The following is a 20,040-nucleotide window of genomic DNA, read 5'->3' as shown; positions in this document are numbered from 1 at the left end:
GAAAATAGTTTCATTTCATTTCGATCCGAAAGCTTTTTACCCCCATTTGCTGCTAAAACTGCCCTGTAACCCCGATCACAATTTCATTGCTTTCGCTTTGTTGTAATACCGCCGCAGTAGAGCGAAAGCCATCATCTCCCGGCCATAACCGGAAACCTGAGGACCTATTGCTCATGCCAGTGAACACCGCTAAACGACGTGAACACATTATCGATCTGCTCTGCGAGCACGGAAGCGTGCGGGTGGAACAGCTCAGCAAACAGTTTGCCGTTTCCACGGTGACGATCCGCAACGATCTGCGCTTTCTGGAACGCAAAGGCTGTGCGCTGCGTGCCTATGGTGGGGCGATGCTCAACCAGCAGTTTGCCTTCGATCGCCCATTACACGACAAGGGGCGCTTGAACCGAGATGTGAAATCACAGATTGCCTGCCGAGCGGCAAGCTACGTGCGGGACGGTGATGCGCTGATCCTGGACTCCGGTTCCACCACGGCCCAGATCGTGCCCTGGTTGAAACCGCGCCGCGATCTGGTGGTGATGACCAATGCGCTGAACATTGCCTATGAGCTTTCAGGCTACGACGGGGTGGAAGTGATGGTGTTGGGGGGAAGCGTCCGGCAGAACTCCTATTCGCTCTATGGCCCGGCTGCCGAGCAGCAATTGCGCCAGTACCGCTTCGACAAACTGTTTCTGGGCGTCGACGGTTTCGATCTGGTTGCGGGGATCACTACGCCTCATCCCGGTGAGGCACACCTCAATCGTGTGATGTGCGAGGTGGCGCGCGAAATTATCGCGGTAGCGGATGCCAGCAAGTTTGGTCGCAAGAGCTTTTGCATGATCCGCGAAGTCGGGCAAATTCATCGGCTGATCACAGATAGCCGTCTTCCACAAGATTATCAGCAGGCGCTCAGCGATTTAGGCGTAGATGTGGTGATAGCCGATCGCGAATAGGGTGCCATCATGGGGGATTCATGCAGCAGTGGTTACAACTGGTAGCACAGCACAAGGCCGGCCAGCCGGTGGGGATATTTTCCGTTTGCTCCGCGCATCCTTGGGTATTGCAGGCCGCCTTGCGGCAAGCAAAGGCACGTGGCACGCCGGTATTGATCGAGGCGACGTCAAACCAGGTTAACCAGTTTGGCGGCTACACCGGCCAGACCGCCGCACAGTTTCGTGATGCGCTGTGGCAGATGGCGGATGACATCGGGTTGCCAAGGAGCGCTATTTGGCTGGGGGGCGATCATCTTGGCCCTAACGCCTGGCAAGAGCGCCCGGCACAAGAGGCGATGGCGCTATCCGAAACCCTGATTGACGACTATGTGCGCGCCGGATTTCGCAAAATCCATCTCGACTGCTCCATGTCCTGCTCTGACGATCCCACCCCGTTGGGAGATGAAGTGGTGGCGCAGCGTGCGGCGCGCCTGTGCGCAGTGGCGGAACGAGCCTGGCAGCAAGCGGGTGGTGAAGCTCCGGTGTATGTGATCGGAACCGAAGTGCCAGTGCCGGGCGGTGCGCAGGAAACGCTGCAAGGCATCCAGGTGACTACGCCACAGGCAGTCTCCGTCACGTTAGAGGCGCACCGTCATGCCTGGCAGCAGGCAGAACTGAGCAGCGCGTGGTCACGAGTGATCGCCTTGGTGGTGCAACCTGGCGTCGAGTTCGACCATCACAGCGTCGAACATTACCAACCGCAGGCGGCGCAGGCGTTGAGCCGCTTTATCGAACGCCAACCGGGGTTGCTGTATGAGGCCCACTCGACCGACTACCAGGCACCGAAGGCTTATTCGCAGCTGGTGCGTGACCATTTCGCCATTCTGAAAGTTGGCCCGGCGCTCACTTTTGCGCTGCGTGAGGCGCTGTTTGCCCTCGATCGTATCGAACGTGAATGGTTAGGGGAGCATCGTTCGGCCCAGCTGTGCGCCACGCTTGAACAGGTGATGCGCGAACAGCCGCAGCAGTGGAGCCGCTATTATCACGGCAGCCCGCATCAACAGTATCTGGATCGGCACTACAGCCTGAGCGATCGTGTGCGCTATTACTGGCCGCAGCCACAGGTCCAGCAGGCCGTGGATGCGCTGATGGACAATCTACGGAGCAATCCAATCCCGCTGGCCTTACTCAGCCAGTATTTACCCGATCAGGCACGGGCCTTGAATGCCGGCGAGCTGAGCCAGGATCCGCAAGATTGGGTGATCCACAAAATTACCCAGGTGCTCGACGACTACCACTCAGCCTGTTACCCGGAGGTGCGCTGATATGCCCAATATTCTGATGACCCGTATCGATAATCGCCTGGTGCATGGCCAGGTAGGGGTGACCTGGACCAACACGCTGGGAGCCAATCTGGTGGTAGTGGCCAACGATGACGCCGCCGCCGATCCGGTACAGCAAAACCTGATGGACATGGTGGTGGCGGAAGGCGTGCAGACTCGGTACTTCACCCTGCAAAAAACCATCGACGTGATCCATAAGGCGGCGGATCGGCAAAAGATTTTTCTGGTGTGCAAAACGCCGCAGGACGTATTGAAACTGGTGCAGGGCGGAGTGCCCATCACTTTTGTCAACGTTGGCAATATGCACTTCGCCGCAGGAAAACGGCAAATCCACAAAACGGTCTCGGTGGATGACGATGATATTGCCGCCTTTCGTGAGCTGGCGGCGTTGGGCGTAGCCTGCGAGGTGCGCCGAGTGCCGGATGAAGCCGGTGAAGCGATAGGCAAACTGCTCGCTTGAGCGCAGGGGGAAGCATGTTAACTGACGCGTTATTGATTGCATTACTGGCGGGGCTGGCCGGGGTCGACCTGTTTGACGGCCTGACCCACTTCCACCGCCCGGTAGTGATGGGGCCGCTGGTTGGCCTGATCCTGGGGGATGTCACTACCGGCTTGCTGGTAGGCGGGACGTTGGAACTAGTGTGGATGGGCATGGTGCCATTGGCCGGTGCGCAGCCGCCTAACGTGGTGATCGGCGGGGTGGTCGGCACGGCGTTTGCCATCCTCACCAAGGCCGATCCCAAGGTGGCCATTGGCGTGGCGGTGCCGTTCGCCATTGCGGTACAGGGCTGCATCACGCTGCTGTTCACCGCATTTTCACCCATGATGCACCGCTGCGATCGCATGGTGCAGGAACTGAACTGGCGTGGCGTTGAGCGAGTGAACTACCTCGGCATCAGTATCCTGTTTGTTTTCTATTTTGTGGTGGCATTTTTGCCGATTTACTTCGGTGCCGATGCGGCCAGCGCCATGGTGCAGAAAGCGCCGACCTGGCTGCTGGATGGGCTGGCGGTGGCGGGCGGTATGATGCCGGCGATCGGCTTCTCACTGCTGATGAAAGTGATGATGAAGAAAACCTACGTGGCGTATTTCATCCTCGGCTTTATTTCGGTGACTTTCCTTAAGCTGCCGATCTTGGCGGTGGCACTGGGGGCATTGGCGATCGCGCTGATCGATTTCTTTAACAGTCAACGGGCAGATGCGGATGTGACCAGGAAGCCTGTTCAACCGGAGGACGCTGAAGATGGCATTTAATGACTCTGACGATCTGCTGGCGCAAAAAGCAGCAAAACGCCTGGAACAGGCATTGGCCACCAGCCAGGTAGAGCAGGACGACTACGTTGATAGCCGCCCGGCAGAGGCGCTGACGCGCAGTGATATCAACCGTATGGCCTGGCGTTCGCTGTTACTGCAGGCATCATTCAACTATGAACGTATGCAGGCCGGTGGCTGGCTGTACACCTTGATCCCTGGCTTGCGCAAGATCCACCGCAATCCTCAGGATCTGGCGAATTCGATGAAGATGCATATGGAGTTTATCAACGTGCATCCCTTCGACGTTACCTTCCTTTCGGGGTTGGTGCTGGCGATGGAGCAAAACAAGGAGAAAGTCTCCACCATTCGAGCGGTGAAAGTGGCGCTGATGGGGCCGTTGGGAGGCATTGGTGATGCGCTGTTTTGGCTGACGCTGTTGCCGATTTGTGCGGGCATCGGGGCCTCTTTAGCGCTGGAAGGCAGCCTGTTTGGGCCGATAGTGTTCCTGCTGTTGTTCAACGTGTTCCACTTCGGGCTGCGCTTTGGGCTGGCGCACTATGGCTATCAGGCGGGCACCAGTGCGCTGACGCTGTTGAAAACCCATACCAAACGAATATCCCATGCGGCGTCGATCGTGGGCATGACGGTCATCGGTGCGCTGGTGGCCTCCTATGTACATCTTTCCACGCCGCTGATCATGCATGCCGGTAAGGCCACCGTGGCGTTGCAAACGGATGTGCTCGATAAGTTGATGCCTAACCTGTTGCCGCTGTGTTTCACGCTGCTGGTGTTCTTCCTGATGAAGCGCGGTTTCTCACCGGTGAAACTGATCGGTGTGACGGTGGTGATCGGCGTAGTGGGTAAATTTTTCGGTTTGCTGTGAGGAAGTGAACATGCCAGGAATTGTTATTACCGGCCACGGCGGCTTCGCCAGTGGCCTGCTGCAGGCGGTAGAACAGGTGGTAGGAGAACAGCCTGCCTGTATCGCGGTGGACTTCCCTGTCCATATGGGGACGGCGGAGCTGAAAGTGGAGTTGAGTGCCGCGCTGCAAGCGGTAGAGCAAGCGGACGGCGTGGTGTTCCTTACCGATATGTTGGGGGGATCGCCTTTCCGTAGTGCCTGTGAGTTGGCCGATGCGCATGGCAACTGTGAGGTGCTGACCGGGGTTAATATGCAGTTGGCTGCCGAAATGATGCTGGAGCGTGAAGGGCTGAGCCTGACCGAGTTCCGTGACATGGCGCTGGCCTGCGGCAAACGTGGCTTGACCAGCCTGTGGCATGAACGGCGTAAGGTGAAATGCGCCAACGCCGAGGCTGATGGGATTTAATCAGGTGCCCTCTCACTCCAACCCTTCCAAAGGGGGGAGTGAGAGGATCTATTGAGGCTAACTCGGCATCGGCAACGGGCTAAGCGCCATCTGGGCCGGGCCATTTTCATTACGGCTGAAACGCCAGCAGGTCTGATGATATTTCGCCACGCTGTTGCGGTGTGCCACGCTGACCAGCGTGACCTCCGGCAGTTCGTCAACCAGCAGGCAATACATCAATTGCTCGGTTTCATCATCCAACGCGCTGGTGGCCTCATCCAGGAACAGTACATCCGGGCGGGTAAGGATCGCACGGGCAAACGCCAATCGCTGCTGCTCGCCCGGTGAAAGGCGATGGCTCCAGTTGGCGCTGGTATCCAGCCAGCGTTGCAGGTGTTTCAGCCGGCAGTTTTCCAGGACTTTCAACAACTGCTCATCGCTGTAGTCTTTATCCTGATGCGGATAGCTCAGCGCTTCACGCAGCGTACCGATCGGGATATAGCTGCGCTGCGGTAGGAACAGCGTCGTGAGGTGATTATCCAGGCCGATTTCACCGGAGCCGTAAGGCCAGATCCCGGCAATGGCACGCAGCAGCGTTGATTTACCACAGCCAGAAGGCCCAACGACCAGCACGCGCTCGCCGCGTTTCAGCGTCATGGTTGCTGCACTTAACAGAGGCTGTCCATCGGGCAGCGTAAGGCCAACATCGCGCAGTATCAGCGGTGAGTGGTCTTCCTGTTGCAGGCTGATACCGCGGCTCTGGTTATGCACCTCGTCCACCGCCGCGTTAAAGCCAGCCAGACGGTTAACGCAGGCTTTCCAGGTGGCCAGATCGGTAAACGCGTCGATAAACCACGACAGCGACCCTTGCACCTGGCCGAATGCGGAGGAGATTTGCATCAGTCCGCCCATTTGGATCGCACCTGAGAAATAGCGTGGCGCCGCCACCAGCAGCGGAAAGACAATGGCAAACTGGCTGTAGAAATTACTGGCGATATTCAGCCGCCGGGTGATACGCATGATCGACCACCAGTTACTGCGGATGGCCTCAAAGCGGTTACTTAGCTGCTGTTTCTCTCGTGGTTCACCGTGATACAGCGCGATGGCATCGTTATTTTCACGAATACGGATCAGCCCGAAACGGAAGTTCGCCTCATAACGTTCCTGATTAAAGCCGAGCATAACCAGGGGCTTGCCGACCCACCAGATCAGTAAGGATCCCAGTACCGCGTACAACAGGGCAAACCACACCATATAGCCTGGCAGGGTAATGGCATGCTGGGCGATCACGAAGGTCATCGGCCCGCTGATATGCCAGAGAATGGTAATAAACGAACAGAGTGTCACCAGGCTGGAGAGCAGGCCGAGCGACAAAGATAAGGTGTACTGGGTCAGGACGTTGAGATCGTCAGAGATACGCTGATCGGGGTTATCGATAATCTGCTGTTGTTCGGTATGGTAATAGGCCTGGTGCGCCAGCCACTTGCCCATAAATTTTTCCGTCATCCAGCGCCGCCAGCGCATCTGTAGGCCCTGGGTCAGGTAGATTTTGTAGACCGCCAGCACGATGAAAGATAATGCCAGATAGGTAAAGCGCCACAGCTGGGCTTTGAACACCGGGTAGTTTTTATTCTGCAGGGCATCGTAGAACACCTGGTTCCACTGGTTGATCAGCACGCTGATATAAACCAGCCCCAGGGATAGGCCCACGATGGCGATCAGCATCGCCCAGGCGCGCCATTTTTCTTCCGAAACCCAAAAGGGTTTGATCAACTGCCAGACGGCTTGTTTTTGTGTGGTGCTCGTGTTCATAAAAATCCAGAAGGTATCGTTTTCTTCTAGCATGGGCACGAGGTTGGTAACAAACAAACCGCCACATGTAAGCAGTTTTGACGTGGCTCATTATTTGCAATACAGCAGAGATAAAACGAGCGCTAGTAACGTTGATTAGCGTAAGGCGAAGGCGTCTTTGGCGCGGCGGCAAATCACAACACAAAATGAAATTGTTACAACTATGTTCGGGGCGAACATGTGCTCGCCCCGGCAGATTTATTTTACGGCATCTTTCAGTAATGCTTTCCAGCCTTCAACATTTCCCAAATACTCCTGCACGGGGATCTGGGATAGCCGCCCTTGATTATCCTCCAGGGCAAAGGTTGGGAAGCCATGCCCACGGACTTTGGCGAGCAGTGCGCGGCTGTCGGCGATATGCTGTGCCGTTGGCGCGCCGCTGTTCAAACGCATCTCGGCAATAAAGGCAGCAGGATCCAGGCCCAACTCTTTCGCCAGCGCTTCCAACACTGGCGCATCGGCAATACGTCGCCCTTCCCGGTAGTGGGCTTCCTGAATGCGGTGCAGCATATCCAGGCCCCGTCCGGCGAGCTGTTCAGCGGCCAGGATCGCAACGATCGGTGGTTCAGAGTCCATCACCGCCGTGGTGTCTCGCAGCAGTCCGTTGAAGTAACCGTCGCCGAAAGGCTGGCCGGTTAGCCCGGCAATCCGCTTATCATGCGGCATCACGTAATTGCGCCATTCCTCGTTGATGGTTCGGCGGGCATTGCCGGTCATCATGCCACCGGCGTGCAGGGCAACGGTCAGGCCTGGAATAGCCTGCGCGGCCTTGGCCAGCGGTGCTGCACCGTAACACCAGCCGCACAGCGGATCGAAAATGTAATGCAGAGTCGTCATGTTTTTGCTCCTAGCGCTTTACTGTGGCCACTTCATTTCGCCTTTCAGTACCTTGGCGCTCAGTTCCAGGCTAGAACCATCTTGCAGTTTTGGATAGTGCTGCTGCATGGCCGCGATCAGTTCCGCGGAGTTCTTGGTTTTTGGTAACTCGCTTTCCAGCGTGGTCAGGTAATTGTGGGTAAAGGTCACCGACTCCAGCGTTTGTGCCGCTCCTGGCAGGAAGTGCCCTGGAACTACTACCAGCGGTTTCAGCGCCTTGATGCTTTCCAGCGTTTGCTGCCAATGAGCGCGTGACTCGACGGTCTGATTATCCGCAATCCACGGATGAATATTGTCACCGGCCACCGGTACGCCACCCACCACAGCTTTCAACGACGGGATCCACACAAAGGTGCGATCCGGCGTTGGGCCATTGAGGCCTTTCACTTCGACCTGCTGGCCATCGATGCTAAAGCTGCTGCCTTGCAACGGCTGCGGCACGATCACGGCTTTCGGCGCATTCTCCTTCAGGATCGGCCCCCAATAGGCGAGTTTACCTGCCTGGGTTGCATTGATCGCTTTGATCGTTTCCGGTGAAGCAATGATATTTGCCTCCGGGAAGGCGGCTTTGATCACATCCAGGCCGAAATAGAAATCCGGATCCGAATGGCTGATATAGACCGTGGTCAGCTTTTTACCGGTAGCCTTGATCTTTTTCACCAGCTCCTGCGCGTCGTTACGCTGGAATTGGGCATCGATCAGCGCCACTTCATGTGGGCCGCTGACAATCTCGGAAGAGACCGGGAAAACGCTCTTTTCTCCAGGATTGTACACTTCCAGGGTCAGAGTATTAGCCGCAGTGGCGAAGGTGCTGAGTGAAACGAAGCCGGTTGCGGCCAGAGTCAGTAATGATTTCTTAAACATGTGCAGGTGCCTTTTGGGTGTTTGTTATCGTTGGTCAGATGATAGGTTGCATAGAACGGGAGAAAAACCGGATAATAAGCAATTATTCATTGCGTAAATCGAGCGAATCATGGATCGCATTACCGCCGCAGAGGTTTTTGTCACTATCGTCGAACGCGGCAGCATGATTGCGGCAGCAGATACCCTGGCAATGTCGCGAGCTATGGTGACGCGCTATCTGGCGCAGATGGAACAATGGGCCGGGGCGCGACTGTTGCACCGTACTACGCGTAGGCTCAGCCTGACCGATGCCGGAGAGCGCACCTTGGAACGTTGCCGCCAAATGCTGGCGGTAGCGAAAGATATCGATCTGGTGGAAAACGAGCAGAGTGACGATTTACGTGGCCTGCTACGAATCACCTGTTCGCAATCGCTTGGCCAAACGGCGCTGGTGGGGGCGGTGGCGCAGTACCTGAAGCGTCATCCTCAGGTGGCGGTGGATCTGCAAATGAATAACCGAGCGGTCAATCTGGTGGAAGAACGGATCGATCTGGCACTACGCATCACCAATGAACTGGATCCCAATCTGATTGCCCGGCCACTTTCCAACTGCGCTTCGGTGATCTGTGCGTCTCCAGCCTATCTGGCCGCTCATGGTACCCCGCGTCACCCGCAAGATTTAGCCCTGCACAACTGCCTCACCTATTCCTACTTTGGTAAAAGCCTGTGGCACTTTGATGAGCAAGGCGTGAAGTCGGCGGTGGCGGTCAGTGGCAACCTCAGTGCCAACGAATCGGTGGTGCTGTTGGCAGGAACGCTGCAAGGTGCGGGGATCTCCATGCAACCTTATTATTCTGCTGCGCCACTGTTGGCAAAGGGGGAGTTGGTGGAACTGTTACCGGGGTATTTGTCACAGACGATGGGGATCTACGGCATCTACACCTCGCGCCGCCAAATGCCCGCCACGTTGCGTACCATGCTGGACTTCCTGGTGGAATGGTTTGCCACCGATCCTGGCTGGCGTGCCACGCTGCGCTAGCGTTGGATAACCGAAGCCAGGCGGGCGGGCAACTGTTGCGCCTGCTGCTGCAAGTGCTGCACAAAGGCGGTGACCAGCGCGGAAGAGGGGCGGTGCAGCGGGCGGATCAGGCTCACGGTAAACGGCACCTCGACGCTGAAGGGCCGCACATGAACACCATTATTGGCGTAATCCAACGCGGTCAGTGGGTTGACGATCGAGATGCCGACTCCAGCCTTGACCATCGCACAGACCGAAGCGGCGCTGTGGGTCTCCATCACCATCCGGCGCTCGATGCCTTGTTCATGGAACAGCGCATCCAGCAGTTGTCGATAGCTGTCGGTGTTCGACAGGCTGATAAAGTTTTCTGCGTTGAAGTCCTGCGGCGTCAGCGTGCTTTTCGCAAGCAATGGGTGCCCGGCAGGCAGCACACACACCTCATTCATCGTCATCAGCGTCATGCGCTCGGTGCCAGCGGGCGTCAGGGTATTCTCCGTCAGGCCCAGATCGTGGCGCTGTGCCGAAAGCCACTCTTCCAGTAACGGTGACTCCTGCGGGATCACGCTGAAGCTCACTTCCGGATAACGATCAACAAAAGGTTTGCACACGGCAGGCAGCAGCGATTGGGAAAACACCGGCAGACAGGCAATGGAAAGCTGCGCCTGCTGGAATTGCCGGATACCGGCGGCCGCATTCTTGATGCGATCCAGGCCGTAATAGGAGCGCTGCACTTCTTCAAACAGCCGCAAGCCTTGCACCGTCGGGTAAAGGCGGCCACGTACGCGGTCGAACAGTTGCAATTGGATTAGCTTCTCGAAGCGGGCAAGCTCGCGGCTGACGGTCGGTTGTGAGGTTTGCAGCAGCGCCGCCGCTTCGGTCAGATTGCCGGTGGTCATCACCGCGTGGAAAATCTCAATCTGGCGCAGGGTAATGGCATACATGGCGAAACTCCACGGAGAGGAAAAACCATATCATAAATGAATAGACTATGGCGAAATAGATATTTTTCACACCGTGGCCGCTGCGGCATGATGGTGGAAAATTTGATTATGGGAACCGAACCATGCCACGCTCCTTGAACGACACCTCTACCGCCCTGAACGCCGCCAATCTGCTGGCACTGCCCCAACGCTTTGGTTGCCCGGTCTGGGCCTATGATGCGGCTATCATCAGCCAGCGTATCAGCCAGTTGCAGCACTTTGACGTGATCCGTTTTGCTCAGAAAGCCTGCTCGAATATTCATATTTTGCGCCTGATGCGCGAGCAGGGCGTCAAGGTGGATTCGGTGTCGCTGGGGGAAATCGAGCGCGCGTTAAAAGCCGGTTTTGAGCCGGGTGGCGAAGATATCGTGTTTACCGCCGATGTGCTGGATCACGCCACGCTGGCGCGCGTCAGTGAATTGAAAATCCCGGTCAACGCCGGTTCTATCGATATGCTGGAGCAGCTTGGCCAAGTGTCTGCCGGGCATCCGGTATGGTTGCGGATCAACCCTGGCTTTGGCCACGGCCATAGCCAGAAAACCAATACCGGCGGTGAAAACAGCAAGCACGGTATCTGGTATGCCGATCTGCCGCAGGCGGTCGCCAAGGTGCAGCAATACGGCCTGAAACTGATCGGGCTGCATATGCACATCGGTTCTGGGGTGGATTACCAGCACCTGGAGCGCGTGTGTGATGCGATGGTGCAGCAGGTGATTGCGCTGGGGCAGGACATTACGGCTATTTCCGCCGGTGGCGGCCTTTCTATCCCTTATCAGCAAGGGGAAGAGGCGATCAATACCGAACACTATTACGGCCTGTGGAACCGCGCACGTGAGCGAGTTGCCGCACATCTGGGCCATCCGGTGAAGTTGGAAATCGAGCCGGGGCGTTTCCTGATGGCCGAAGCAGGCGTGCTGGTGGCCGAAGTGCGTTCGGTAAAACAGATGGGCAGCCGCCACTTTGTCCTGGTGGACGCTGGGTTTAACGATTTGATGCGTCCGGCGATGTATGGCAGCTATCACCATATTTCCCTACTGCCTGCCGACGGCCGCAATACTGATAACCAACCATTGCAAGACACAGTGATCGCCGGGCCACTGTGTGAGTCGGGTGATGTGTTTACCCAGCAAGCGGGGGGCGGTATTGAAACCCGTCCGTTGCCGCAGGTGCGGGTCGGTGATTATCTGGTATTCCATGACACCGGGGCCTATGGCTCGTCGATGTCCTCCAACTACAACAGCCGCCCGTTGCTGCCGGAAGTGCTGTTTGAAAACGGTGAGCCTCGGCTGATCCGTCGCCGCCAGACGATTGAAGAATTGATCGGGCTGGAGTTAATTTAAGCGTAGGGGCCAGGTACCACGGACTCACGCAGTTTTAACTCACCGACAAACGGCGTTAGCGGTTGCAGCGCTTCGCCGTTGATCAGACGCAGGGCCTGGGCGATCGCCGCTTCGATCATCGCGTCGATCGGCAGGTAGACGGTGGATAACGCCGGTTGCAGATAGGCGGCGCTTGGCTCATCGTCGAAACCAAACAGCGAAACGTCCTCAGGCAGGCGTTTGCCAGCCTGGTGCAGGGCCTTCATCGCGCCGATGGCCATATCATCGTTGCTGGCAAACAGCGCGCTGAATGCGTTGCCGCTAGCCAGCAGGGCCTTACAGCTAAGGTATCCGCCAGGTACGCTACTATCACCGTTGGTGATCAGGGCATCATTGAACGCTATCTGATGGTGTTCCAACGCCTGACGGTAACCCGCCAAGCGGGATTGGGCAGTGGGTGTATCAATTGGCCCGGTGATGCAGGCGATCTCACGGTGCCCTTGACCGATCAGATAATCCACCACGTTGAAGGCGGCCTGTTGCTGTTCGAAGAACACGCAGCGTTCACGAGCCTGCGGCAGATCGCGGTTAATGACCATCACCGGAACCGGCAGGTCTTCCAGCAACTTCATCAGGGCACTTTCGCCCATAAAGCGGGTGTACAGGATAATCGCGTCGCAACGGCGATCCGCCAGCAGCCGTACCGCCTGCAATTCATCTTCTGGCGTGTCGTGGCCGTCGGTGACGATCAGGTGCTTGCCGCTGGCTTCGATCAGTTTGGCGGCCTGGCGCAGCAAACGGCCAAAGTAGGGGCCGTCAAAATTGGATACCACCAGCCCAATGCTGTTGGAGCTTTTATTGGCCAGCGATTGGGCGAGAAAGTTTGGCCGGTAGCCCAACTCATCCATTGCCTTGAACACCGCATCACGCGTGCTCTTCTTCACCTGGCCGGTGCCATTTAAAACGCGGGAAACCGTGGCTTTGGATACCCCCGCGCGCATGGAAACATCCAACATGGTGATCATCAATGGCTACCCTCTTTCAACGTCCGCTGCGGTAAATATTGCTGAGTCTAGCATAGGGTTAGATCGCGTCGAACATGTTCGACTCCTACAAATTCAGCAACATATGTTGTTGGGGCACCCATGCATTGATTCGCGTACACTGACGGTGCTGGCGTTTAAGGCATTTTTCAGAGGGGATTAGCGTGTTTCGTATCGTGCATCTGGCGGACTATCCGCAGCATCAGCAACAGGTTATCGACTGGCAGTGGCAGGCGTTTGGCTGCGAAAACAGCCGGGAATTTTTTGCCAGCGTGGTGGCCAGCAGCCTGCGGCATGAAGGTTTGCCCATCACCTTTATTGCCCTGTTGGATGACAAGCCGGTAGGCACCGTGGGGCTGTGGCGCTGTGATTTGATCAGCCGCCAGGATTTAACGCCGTGGCTGGCCGCGCTTTACGTTGAGGAGAGCCAGCGCGGCAGCGGGCTGGGGCTGCAGCTCCAGCAATATGTGCAGGAATACAGCCGCCGGGCCGGGTTCAAGGAGCTGTATCTGTATGCTGAGTTTAGCGGTTATTACGAACGCCATGGCTGGCAGCACATCGGCGAGGCGCTGGAGTACCCGGATCGCCCCGTGCGCCTCTACCACCGCCTGCTAGATTAGTTTTGCTCGAAAGCGTTATTGATGCTGGCGACCGAATGGCGGCGTACCAGCGTCGGGCTGAACATATTGGTGATCTCCGGTAGCGGCTGGTTGTTGGCCAGCGCTAATGCCAGCTCTGCTGCTTGCGTCGCCATCGCCACCACCGGGTAGCGGATAGTGGTCAGGCGTGGGCGCAGATAGCGCGAAATCAGTACGTCATCAAAACCAATCAGCGAAATCTGGCCTGGAACGTCCACGCTGTTATCACTGAGTACCGAAAGCGCCCCGGCGGCCATCGGATCGTTATAGCAGGTGATGGCGGTAAACTGCTTACCACGGCCCAGTAACTCGGTCATGGCCTGCTCGCCGCCAATCTCATCCGGCTTGCCGTAGGCAACCAGCTTCTCATCCACCGCAATACCGTGCTCTTCCAATGCGTCCAGGTAGCCCTGTAATCGATCGGTAGCATCTGAAATCTGGTGGTTGGAGCAGATGAAGGCGATCCGCTGGTGGCCCTGCTGGATCAGATGACGGGTGGCCAGCCAGGCACCATAGCGATCGTCAAGCGCTACGCAGCGGGGCTCAAAGCCAGGCAGCGTACGGTTGATCAGCACCATGCCTGGGATCTGGCGCATCCAGACGGTTAGCTCATCGTCGGTCAGCTTCTTGGCATGCACCACCAAGGCCGCACAGCGATGACGCACCAGTTGCTCAATGGCCTGGCGCTCTTTTTCGGCATTGTGGTAACCGTTACCAATCAGCAGAAAATTATGCGTGGCGTAGGCCACCTGCTCCACGGCTTTTACCATGGCACCAAAGAAGGGATCGGAAACGTCAGAGACAATCAGGCCCAGGGTTTCGGTGGATTGCTGTGCCAGCGCACGGGCATTGGCGTTGGGGTGATACTGCAATCCTTCCATGGCGGCCAGCACGGCGGTCCGTGAACTTTCGCTGGCTTTCGGGGAATTATTTATTACGCGGGACACCGTGGCGACGGAAACACCCGCCAGCCTGGCAACATCCTTAATCGTGGCCATATCTGCAACACTTCCTGGGTAATCGCTTACATTCCTCAGTTTTGCGGAAAAAATCGCGCGCCGCAAGGGCTGGTATCGTTAACTTGTGGTGAGTGTTGCATTTATGGTTTTTAAATCCACCTTTTCGCCCAAGCGGATCCAGGGTTAACGGGCACAGCATGCAGGCTCCTGCGATCCGGAGCGGCTGAGGTTTTGCAATAGTTTCAAAACCATGTCTATCAAAGGAAAAACTACATCGCTGGTTACACTTTGCGCCTGACTGTTGCGATTGGCCGCTGGTGAGAGTTTGGCGTGGCGGGGTAAATTGAATGTCCCAGAGGTATTGATTGGTGAGCAATCGGCATACTCTGTATGTTGAAGCCATTTTCAATTGCACCAACCTACGCGGATGCGTAGGTTTTTTTTTGCCTGCCGTATAGTATTCTTCCCTCAGACAATTTTTAAGGCCATCAACCCCGAGGGAGAGTGGGATGATATATACCGTGTTACGTGCACTGTTTCGCCTGATGTTTCGTGTTCGTGTCGAAGGCGATGCCAGGCATTTTGAGCAGCAGAAACTGCTGATCACCCCGAATCACGTTTCTTTCATGGATGGCGCGCTGCTGGCGTTGTTCTTACCGATCAAACCGGTGTTTGCCGTTTACTCCAGCATTTCGGAACGTTGGTTTATGCGCTGGCTGAAGCCTTATATCGACTTTGTGCCACTGGATCCCACCAAACCGATGGCCATCAAGCATCTGGTGCGTATGGTTGAGCAGGGCAGGCCGATCGTGGTGTTCCCGGAAGGGCGCATTACGGTGACCGGCTCATTGATGAAGATCTACGACGGGGCGGCCTTTATCGCCGCCAAATCTGGTGCCACCATCGTGCCGGTACGTATCGATGGCCCGGAGTTCAGCGTGTTTGGCCGTATGGCCGGGGTGTATAAACTCCGCGCCTTCCCACAGACCACCATCAGCATTCTGCCGCCAACCACTTTACCTATGCCAGATGCGCCAAAAGCCAGTCAACGCCGGCAATTGGCCGGTGACAGGCTGCATCAGATCATGATGCAGGCGCGCATGGATACCCTCAAACCGCAAACCTTGTTCGGCGCGCTGTTGGCCGCGCAGCATCGTTATGGCCGCTTCAAGCCCTGCATCGAAGACGTGGGCTTCAAGGAAGACAGCTATCATACGCTGCTCAAAAAATCGCTGGGCGTCAGCCGCATCCTGGAACGTTTTACCGCGCCGAAAGAGCATGTTGGCCTACTGTTGCCCAATGCCACTATTACCGCTGCCGCCATCTTTGGCGCTTCATTGCGGGGCCGTATTCCGGCCATGCTCAATTACACCGCCGGCGTGAACGGGCTGAAAAGCGCGATGACCGCGGCCACCATTAAAACCATCGTCACCTCGCGCCAGTTCCTGGAAAAGGGCAAACTGACACACCTGCCAGAGCAGGTGCCGGAAGCCAACTGGGTCTATCTGGAAGATTTGAAAGATACCGTCACCCGCGACGATAAGCTGTGGATCCTGCGTCACCTGTTCCAGCCACAAAAGGCAATGGTGCCACAGCAGCCAGAAGATGCAGCGCTGATCTTGTTTACCTCCGGCTCGGAAGGCCATCCGAAGGGCGTGGTGCATTCCCATGCCAGCCTGCTGGCCAACGTAGAGCAGATCCGAACCATTGCGGATTTCACCCCGCGCGATCGCTTTATGTCCTCGCTGCCGCTGTTCCACTCTTTCGGCCTGACTGTCGGGTTGATCACCCCGTTGATGACCGGTAGCCGGGTATTCCTTTACCCAAGCCCGCTGCATTATCGCGTGGTGCCGGAACTGGTCTATGACCGCAACTGCACCGTGCTGTTTGGTACGGCGACCTTCCTCAACAACTACGCCCGCTTCGCCCATCCTTACGATTTTGCCCGCCTGCGCTATGTGGTGGCCGGTGCCGAGAAGCTGGCCGAAAGCACCAAACAGATTTATCAGGACAAATACGGCATCCGTATTTTAGAAGGCTACGGTGTGACGGAGTGTGCTCCGGTAGTGTCGATCAACGTGCCTCTGGCGGCCAAAGTTGGCACCGTAGGCCGCATTATGCCGCAGATGGAAGCACGTTTGATCAAGATGGCCGGGATCGATAACGGTGGCCGTCTGCAATTGAAAGGCCCGAACATCATGAAGGGCTACCTGCGGGTTGAGCGACCAGGAGAACTGGAAGCTCCGGCAGCCGAGGACGAAAACGGCGTGCTGCAAGCCGGCTGGTACGATACCGGTGATATTGTCAGCTTCGACGAACAGGGTTATTGCACTATTCGTGGCCGCGTGAAGCGCTTTGCCAAACTGGCGGGGGAAATGATCTCGCTGGAGAGCGTGGAACAGTTGGCAGTGCGCCTGTCACCGGAAGGGCTGCATGCGGCCACGGTGAAAAGCGACAGCAGCAAAGGTGAAGCGCTGGTGTTGTTCACCAACGACGCCAGCATTACCCGTGACAGCTTGCTGCGGGTGGCTCGTGAGCAGGGCACCCCGGAGTTGGCGGTGCCACGTGATATACGCCTGGTGAAGGCGTTGCCGTTACTGGGCAGCGGCAAACCGGATTTCGTTACTTTGCGCCAAATGGCTGAACAGCCGGAGAAGGCATAATGAATGCAACTGATTCCCCACTGCTGTCACGTTCAATGATCGCGGTGATCTGTGCCCAGTTTCTCTCGGCCTTCGGCGATAACGCCTTGCTGTTTGCGACCCTGGCGCTGATCAAACAGCAAATGTACCCCGATTGGAGCCAACCGATACTGCAAATGGCCTTCGTGGCCACCTATATCATCCTGGCGCCGTTTGTGGGCCAAATCGCCGACAGCTTCTCCAAAGGCCGGGTGATGATGGTCGCCAACGGCTTGAAGCTGGCCGGTGCGCTGGTGATCTGCTTTGGGCTGAACCCGTTCCTGGGCTATACCCTGGTCGGCATCGGGGCGGCGGCTTATTCACCAGCGAAGTACGGCATCCTGGGTGAGATCACCAGCGGCGATAAGCTGGTGAAGGCCAACGGTCTGATGGAGGCTTCCACCATTGCTGCCATCCTGGTGGGGTCGGTAGCCGGTGGCCTGCTGGCAGACTGGCATATCGTGGCTGCACTGGCGGTGTGTGCCGTGGTTTACGGCGCGGCAGTCGTCGCTAACCTCTATATTCCGCGCTTGCCTGCTGCTCACAAGGTGGCCTCCTGGCACCCACGCGTCATGGGGAGCACTTTCTTCAACGCTTGCGTAGTGCTGTGGCGCGATGGCCAAACCCGTTTCTCACTGATTGGTACCAGCCTGTTCTGGGGCGCTGGTGTCACCCTGCGCTTCCTGCTGGTGTTGTGGGTACCGGTAGCGCTGGGCATTAGCGATAACGCCACGCCAACCATGCTCAACGCGATGGTGGCAATAGGTATTGTAGTCGGAGCCGGGGCGGCAGCCCGCTTTGTGACGCTGGAAACGGTTAAGCGCTGTATGCCTGCCGGGATCCTGATCGGCATCGCCGTGGCCTTCTTCGCCGTGCAAACCAGCATGCTGAATGCTTATGGCGTACTGCTGGTGATTGGTGTGCTGGGGGGCTTCTTTGTGGTGCCGCTGAATGCGCTGTTGCAAGAGCGGGGCAAACGCTCAGTTGGGGCGGGGAATGCCATCGCGGTACAGAACCTGGGTGAAAACACCGCCATGCTGCTGATGCTTGGCCTCTACTCTTTGGTGGTCAAATTAGGCGTGCCGGTGATCGGCGTCGGGATCGGTTTTGGCGTCGTGTTCGGCCTTGCCATCACCGTACTGTGGATATCTCAATTCCGCTCGAAAGCCTAACAATAGTCCCCTCACCCCAACCCTCTCCCATAGGGAGAGGGAGCTGATTCGGCGTTATGGTTGGGTATGGAGTAGGGGGGGCTGTTTCAACGATCATTGCCAAAAGTGATGAGGTTGGTGCAGTGCTGAGTTTAGAGACAGAACTTGAATAGTGGCACTCTCGGTCCCCTGTGGAAGCGGGAATGGTGTCGTAATCAGGTACCGTGATCAATAAAAGAGAACTGATTCGGTGCGGTGGTCAGGTAGATTTCTGCAACCGAAATCGAACTCGAGCGGTTCCCTCTCCCTGTGGGAGAGGGTCAGGGTGAGGGGCATTTATGGCGCCGGAATGGTGAAGCGGCTGTGGATCTCCTCCAGGGCCTGCAACACCTCCTCGTTCAGCACCACGTCAAAACTGTCGATATTCATCTTCAACTGTTCCAGCGTGGTGGCACCCAGCAAGGTGCTGGCAACGAACGGCTGCTGGCGCACGAATGCCAGCGCCATCTGTGAAGGATCCAGCCCGTGCTTTTTCGCCAGCGCCACGTATTCGGCGATCGCCGCCTGGCTCTGGGCTGAAGAGTAGCGGGTAAAGCGGCTGAACAGGGTGTTGCGTGCCCCGGCCGGTTTGGCACCGTTGAGGTATTTACCCGACAGCGTACCGAAGGCCAGGCTGGAATAGGCTAACAGTTCGATGCCTTCATGTTGGCTAATCTCTGCCAAACCAATCTCAAAGCTGCGGTTTAACAGGCTGTAGGGGTTCTGGATCGACACGATACGCGGTAGTTCGTGTTTTTCTGCCAGTTGCAGATAGCGCATCACGCCCCAAGGGGTTTCGTTAGAGACGCCGATATAGCGAATTTTGCCGGCACGGACCTGCTCGGTTAGTGCTTCCAGGGTTTCCAACAGCGGGATGGTGGCTTTTTCATCGGTGTACTGATAATTGAGCTTGCCGAAACAGTTGGTGGTGCGCTGTGGCCAGTGTAGCTGGTACAGATCCAGATAATCGGTATTTAACCGTTTCAGGCTGGCGTCCAGGGCGGCGCGGATATTTTTGCGATCCAACGCCTGCTGTGGGCGAATGCCCGCGTCATTACCCCGAATCGGCCCGGAGACCTTGCTTGCCAACACGATTTTATCGCGGTTACCGCGCGCCTTGATCCAACTGCCAATGTACTGCTCTGTCAGCCCTTGGGTTTCCGGGCGCGGCGGCACAGGATACATCTCTGCGGTATCAATCAGATTGATGCCAGCGGCTAATGCATAATCCAGCTGTGCGTGGGCATCGGCTTCGCTGTTTTGTTCGCCAAAGGTCATGGTGCCCAGTCCCAGCACGCTCACTTCTAAAGAACTGTGGGGAATACGGTGGTATTGCATTAACGGCCTTCCTTCAATGTTAGCGCTTACGGGCGTGATGCCCGGTAAAACAGAAGCCAGAGATCCAACGGCGTAACACGCCTTACTTGACTATAACCAAGCGTGGCAGATGGTGGAAGAGGATTATACCCGCCGTCTTTCAAGCTGCAGTTTGAAATCCATAGGGTATTTAACTGACGGGCTAAACCCCTGATTGATAATCCGTCAGGGGGCAGGATGATACGGGGGCTGGGATTAACGTTCGATAACCTGCGAGACCTGATCGCCGTTAATCTGGCGCTGGTTGCCTTGCTCGTCCTGATAGCTGATCAGGCCGGTATCCTTATCGATTTTAGGCTTACCCTGCGTGAGGATCATATTGCCGTCTTTGGTGGCCATCACATAGTCGCTGGAACAGCCTGCTAATCCGGCGACCATCATCAGGGCGGAAATAGCCATTACCCACTTTTTCATGCCGAATACCTTATATAC

19 protein-coding genes are annotated in these 20,040 nt (G+C 56.8%); 11 read left to right on the top strand and 8 right to left on the bottom strand.

The genetic code is table 11. The annotated features are described in order from the left end of the window. The first annotated feature begins 173 nt into the window (after positions 1-173). From agaR to agaF, 6 genes are read left to right on the top strand one after another with little or no spacing between them, the layout of a single operon-like run. Positions 174-950 carry a transcriptional repressor AgaR gene (gene agaR, locus JHD74_RS02085; protein WP_037375671.1) on the top strand — a complete coding sequence of 259 codons (777 nt, stop codon included), beginning with the start codon at positions 174-176 and terminating at the stop codon, positions 948-950. A 20-nt stretch (positions 951-970) separates the two neighbouring features. Continuing rightward, complete coding sequence (locus tag JHD74_RS02080; RefSeq protein ID WP_024529456.1) at positions 971-2,254, top strand: D-tagatose-bisphosphate aldolase, class II, non-catalytic subunit; 1,284 nt, start codon at positions 971-973, stop codon at positions 2,252-2,254. A gap of 1 nt (position 2,255) precedes the next feature. After that, the gene (agaV, locus tag JHD74_RS02075; protein WP_024529457.1) at positions 2,256-2,732 is read left to right on the top strand and encodes a PTS N-acetylgalactosamine transporter subunit IIB; all 477 of its coding nucleotides are present in this window, start codon (positions 2,256-2,258) and stop codon (positions 2,730-2,732) included. Between the two features lie 14 nt (positions 2,733-2,746). Then, positions 2,747-3,526: a PTS N-acetylgalactosamine transporter subunit IIC gene (gene agaW / locus JHD74_RS02070; RefSeq protein ID WP_021179850.1), complete on the top strand. Its 780-nt coding sequence runs from the start codon at positions 2,747-2,749 to the stop codon at positions 3,524-3,526. Continuing rightward, on the top strand, positions 3,516-4,409 hold the full coding sequence (locus tag JHD74_RS02065; RefSeq protein WP_199061458.1) for a PTS system mannose/fructose/sorbose family transporter subunit IID: 894 nt from the start codon (positions 3,516-3,518) through the stop codon (positions 4,407-4,409). The genes agaW and JHD74_RS02065 overlap by 11 nt, the downstream gene beginning before the upstream one ends. A 10-nt stretch (positions 4,410-4,419) precedes the next feature. After that, entirely contained in the window at positions 4,420-4,854 is a 435-nt protein-coding gene (agaF, locus tag JHD74_RS02060; RefSeq protein WP_024529459.1) for a PTS galactosamine/N-acetylgalactosamine transporter subunit IIA, read from the top strand. A 57-nt stretch (positions 4,855-4,911) separates the two neighbouring features. Here agaF and JHD74_RS02055 read toward each other — a convergent pair whose 3' ends face one another. The 3 genes from JHD74_RS02055 to JHD74_RS02045 form a co-directional block, all read right to left on the bottom strand. Beyond that, positions 4,912-6,645 carry an ABC transporter ATP-binding protein/permease gene (locus JHD74_RS02055; protein ID WP_199061457.1) on the bottom strand — a complete coding sequence of 578 codons (1,734 nt, stop codon included), beginning with the start codon at positions 6,643-6,645 and terminating at the stop codon, positions 4,912-4,914. Between the two features lie 237 nt (positions 6,646-6,882). Continuing rightward, a complete protein-coding gene (locus JHD74_RS02050; RefSeq protein ID WP_024529461.1) occupies positions 6,883-7,521 on the bottom strand; it encodes a DsbA family protein in 639 nt (212 codons plus the stop codon). Between the two features lie 18 nt (positions 7,522-7,539). Beyond that, positions 7,540-8,424 carry an MBL fold metallo-hydrolase gene (locus tag JHD74_RS02045; RefSeq protein ID WP_199061453.1) on the bottom strand — a complete coding sequence of 295 codons (885 nt, stop codon included), beginning with the start codon at positions 8,422-8,424 and terminating at the stop codon, positions 7,540-7,542. 109 nt (positions 8,425-8,533) lie between these two features. On the opposite strand from JHD74_RS02045, the gene JHD74_RS02040 reads away from it, so the two are divergent. Beyond that, positions 8,534-9,442 (top strand): LysR family transcriptional regulator, encoded by a 909-nt coding sequence (locus JHD74_RS02040; protein WP_024529463.1) that lies wholly within the window; start codon positions 8,534-8,536, stop codon positions 9,440-9,442. Here JHD74_RS02040 and JHD74_RS02035 read toward each other — a convergent pair. Further along, the gene (locus JHD74_RS02035; RefSeq protein ID WP_024529464.1) at positions 9,439-10,362 is read right to left on the bottom strand and encodes a LysR family transcriptional regulator; all 924 of its coding nucleotides are present in this window, start codon (positions 10,360-10,362) and stop codon (positions 9,439-9,441) included. The genes JHD74_RS02040 and JHD74_RS02035 overlap by 4 nt on opposite strands. Before the next feature lie 122 nt (positions 10,363-10,484). Here JHD74_RS02035 and lysA point away from each other — a divergent pair, with 122 nt between their 5' ends. Continuing rightward, positions 10,485-11,741, top strand: coding sequence for a diaminopimelate decarboxylase (gene lysA, locus JHD74_RS02030; protein WP_186529078.1), 1,257 nt, complete (start codon positions 10,485-10,487; stop codon positions 11,739-11,741). On the opposite strand, the gene JHD74_RS02025 is transcribed toward lysA, so the two are convergent. Next, positions 11,738-12,745, bottom strand: a complete 1,008-nt coding sequence (locus tag JHD74_RS02025; protein WP_199061451.1) for a LacI family DNA-binding transcriptional regulator — start codon at positions 12,743-12,745, stop codon at positions 11,738-11,740. The two genes, lysA and JHD74_RS02025, sit on opposite strands and share 4 nt — an antisense overlap. Positions 12,746-12,927: 182 nt before the next feature. On the opposite strand from JHD74_RS02025, the gene JHD74_RS02020 reads away from it, so the two are divergent. Continuing rightward, complete coding sequence (locus JHD74_RS02020) at positions 12,928-13,383, top strand: GNAT family N-acetyltransferase (RefSeq protein WP_199061449.1); 456 nt, start codon at positions 12,928-12,930, stop codon at positions 13,381-13,383. Here the strand turns inward: JHD74_RS02020 and galR are convergent. Continuing rightward, the gene (gene galR, locus JHD74_RS02015; protein WP_024485039.1) at positions 13,380-14,399 is read right to left on the bottom strand and encodes an HTH-type transcriptional regulator GalR; all 1,020 of its coding nucleotides are present in this window, start codon (positions 14,397-14,399) and stop codon (positions 13,380-13,382) included. The two genes, JHD74_RS02020 and galR, sit on opposite strands and share 4 nt — an antisense overlap. A gap of 470 nt (positions 14,400-14,869) precedes the next feature. Between galR and aas the strand changes: the two genes are divergently transcribed. Together aas and lplT are read left to right on the top strand one after the other, a co-directional pair. Continuing rightward, a complete protein-coding gene (gene aas / locus JHD74_RS02010) occupies positions 14,870-17,023 on the top strand; it encodes a bifunctional acyl-ACP--phospholipid O-acyltransferase/long-chain-fatty-acid--ACP ligase (protein WP_024529469.1) in 2,154 nt (717 codons plus the stop codon). Then, a complete protein-coding gene (gene lplT, locus JHD74_RS02005; RefSeq protein ID WP_024529470.1) occupies positions 17,023-18,213 on the top strand; it encodes a lysophospholipid transporter LplT in 1,191 nt (396 codons plus the stop codon). Before aas ends, lplT begins: the two co-directional genes overlap by 1 nt. 315 nt (positions 18,214-18,528) lie before the next feature. Here the strand turns inward: lplT and JHD74_RS02000 are convergent, their stop codons facing one another. Both JHD74_RS02000 and JHD74_RS01995 read right to left on the bottom strand, forming a co-directional pair. Beyond that, positions 18,529-19,569: an NADP(H)-dependent aldo-keto reductase gene (locus JHD74_RS02000; RefSeq protein WP_024529471.1), complete on the bottom strand. Its 1,041-nt coding sequence runs from the start codon at positions 19,567-19,569 to the stop codon at positions 18,529-18,531. Between the two features lie 234 nt (positions 19,570-19,803). Next, on the bottom strand, positions 19,804-20,022 hold the full coding sequence (locus JHD74_RS01995) for a YgdI/YgdR family lipoprotein (RefSeq protein ID WP_021179865.1): 219 nt from the start codon (positions 20,020-20,022) through the stop codon (positions 19,804-19,806). Positions 20,023-20,040: the final 18 nt, after the last annotated feature.

The organism is Serratia sp. ASV30, assembly GCF_016428815.1.
GTDB classification, from domain to species: domain Bacteria; phylum Pseudomonadota; class Gammaproteobacteria; order Enterobacterales; family Enterobacteriaceae; genus Chania; species Chania fonticola_C.
The sequence above is the reverse complement of the archived record's forward strand: the minus strand, read 5'-3'. Positions and strand labels throughout refer to the sequence as shown.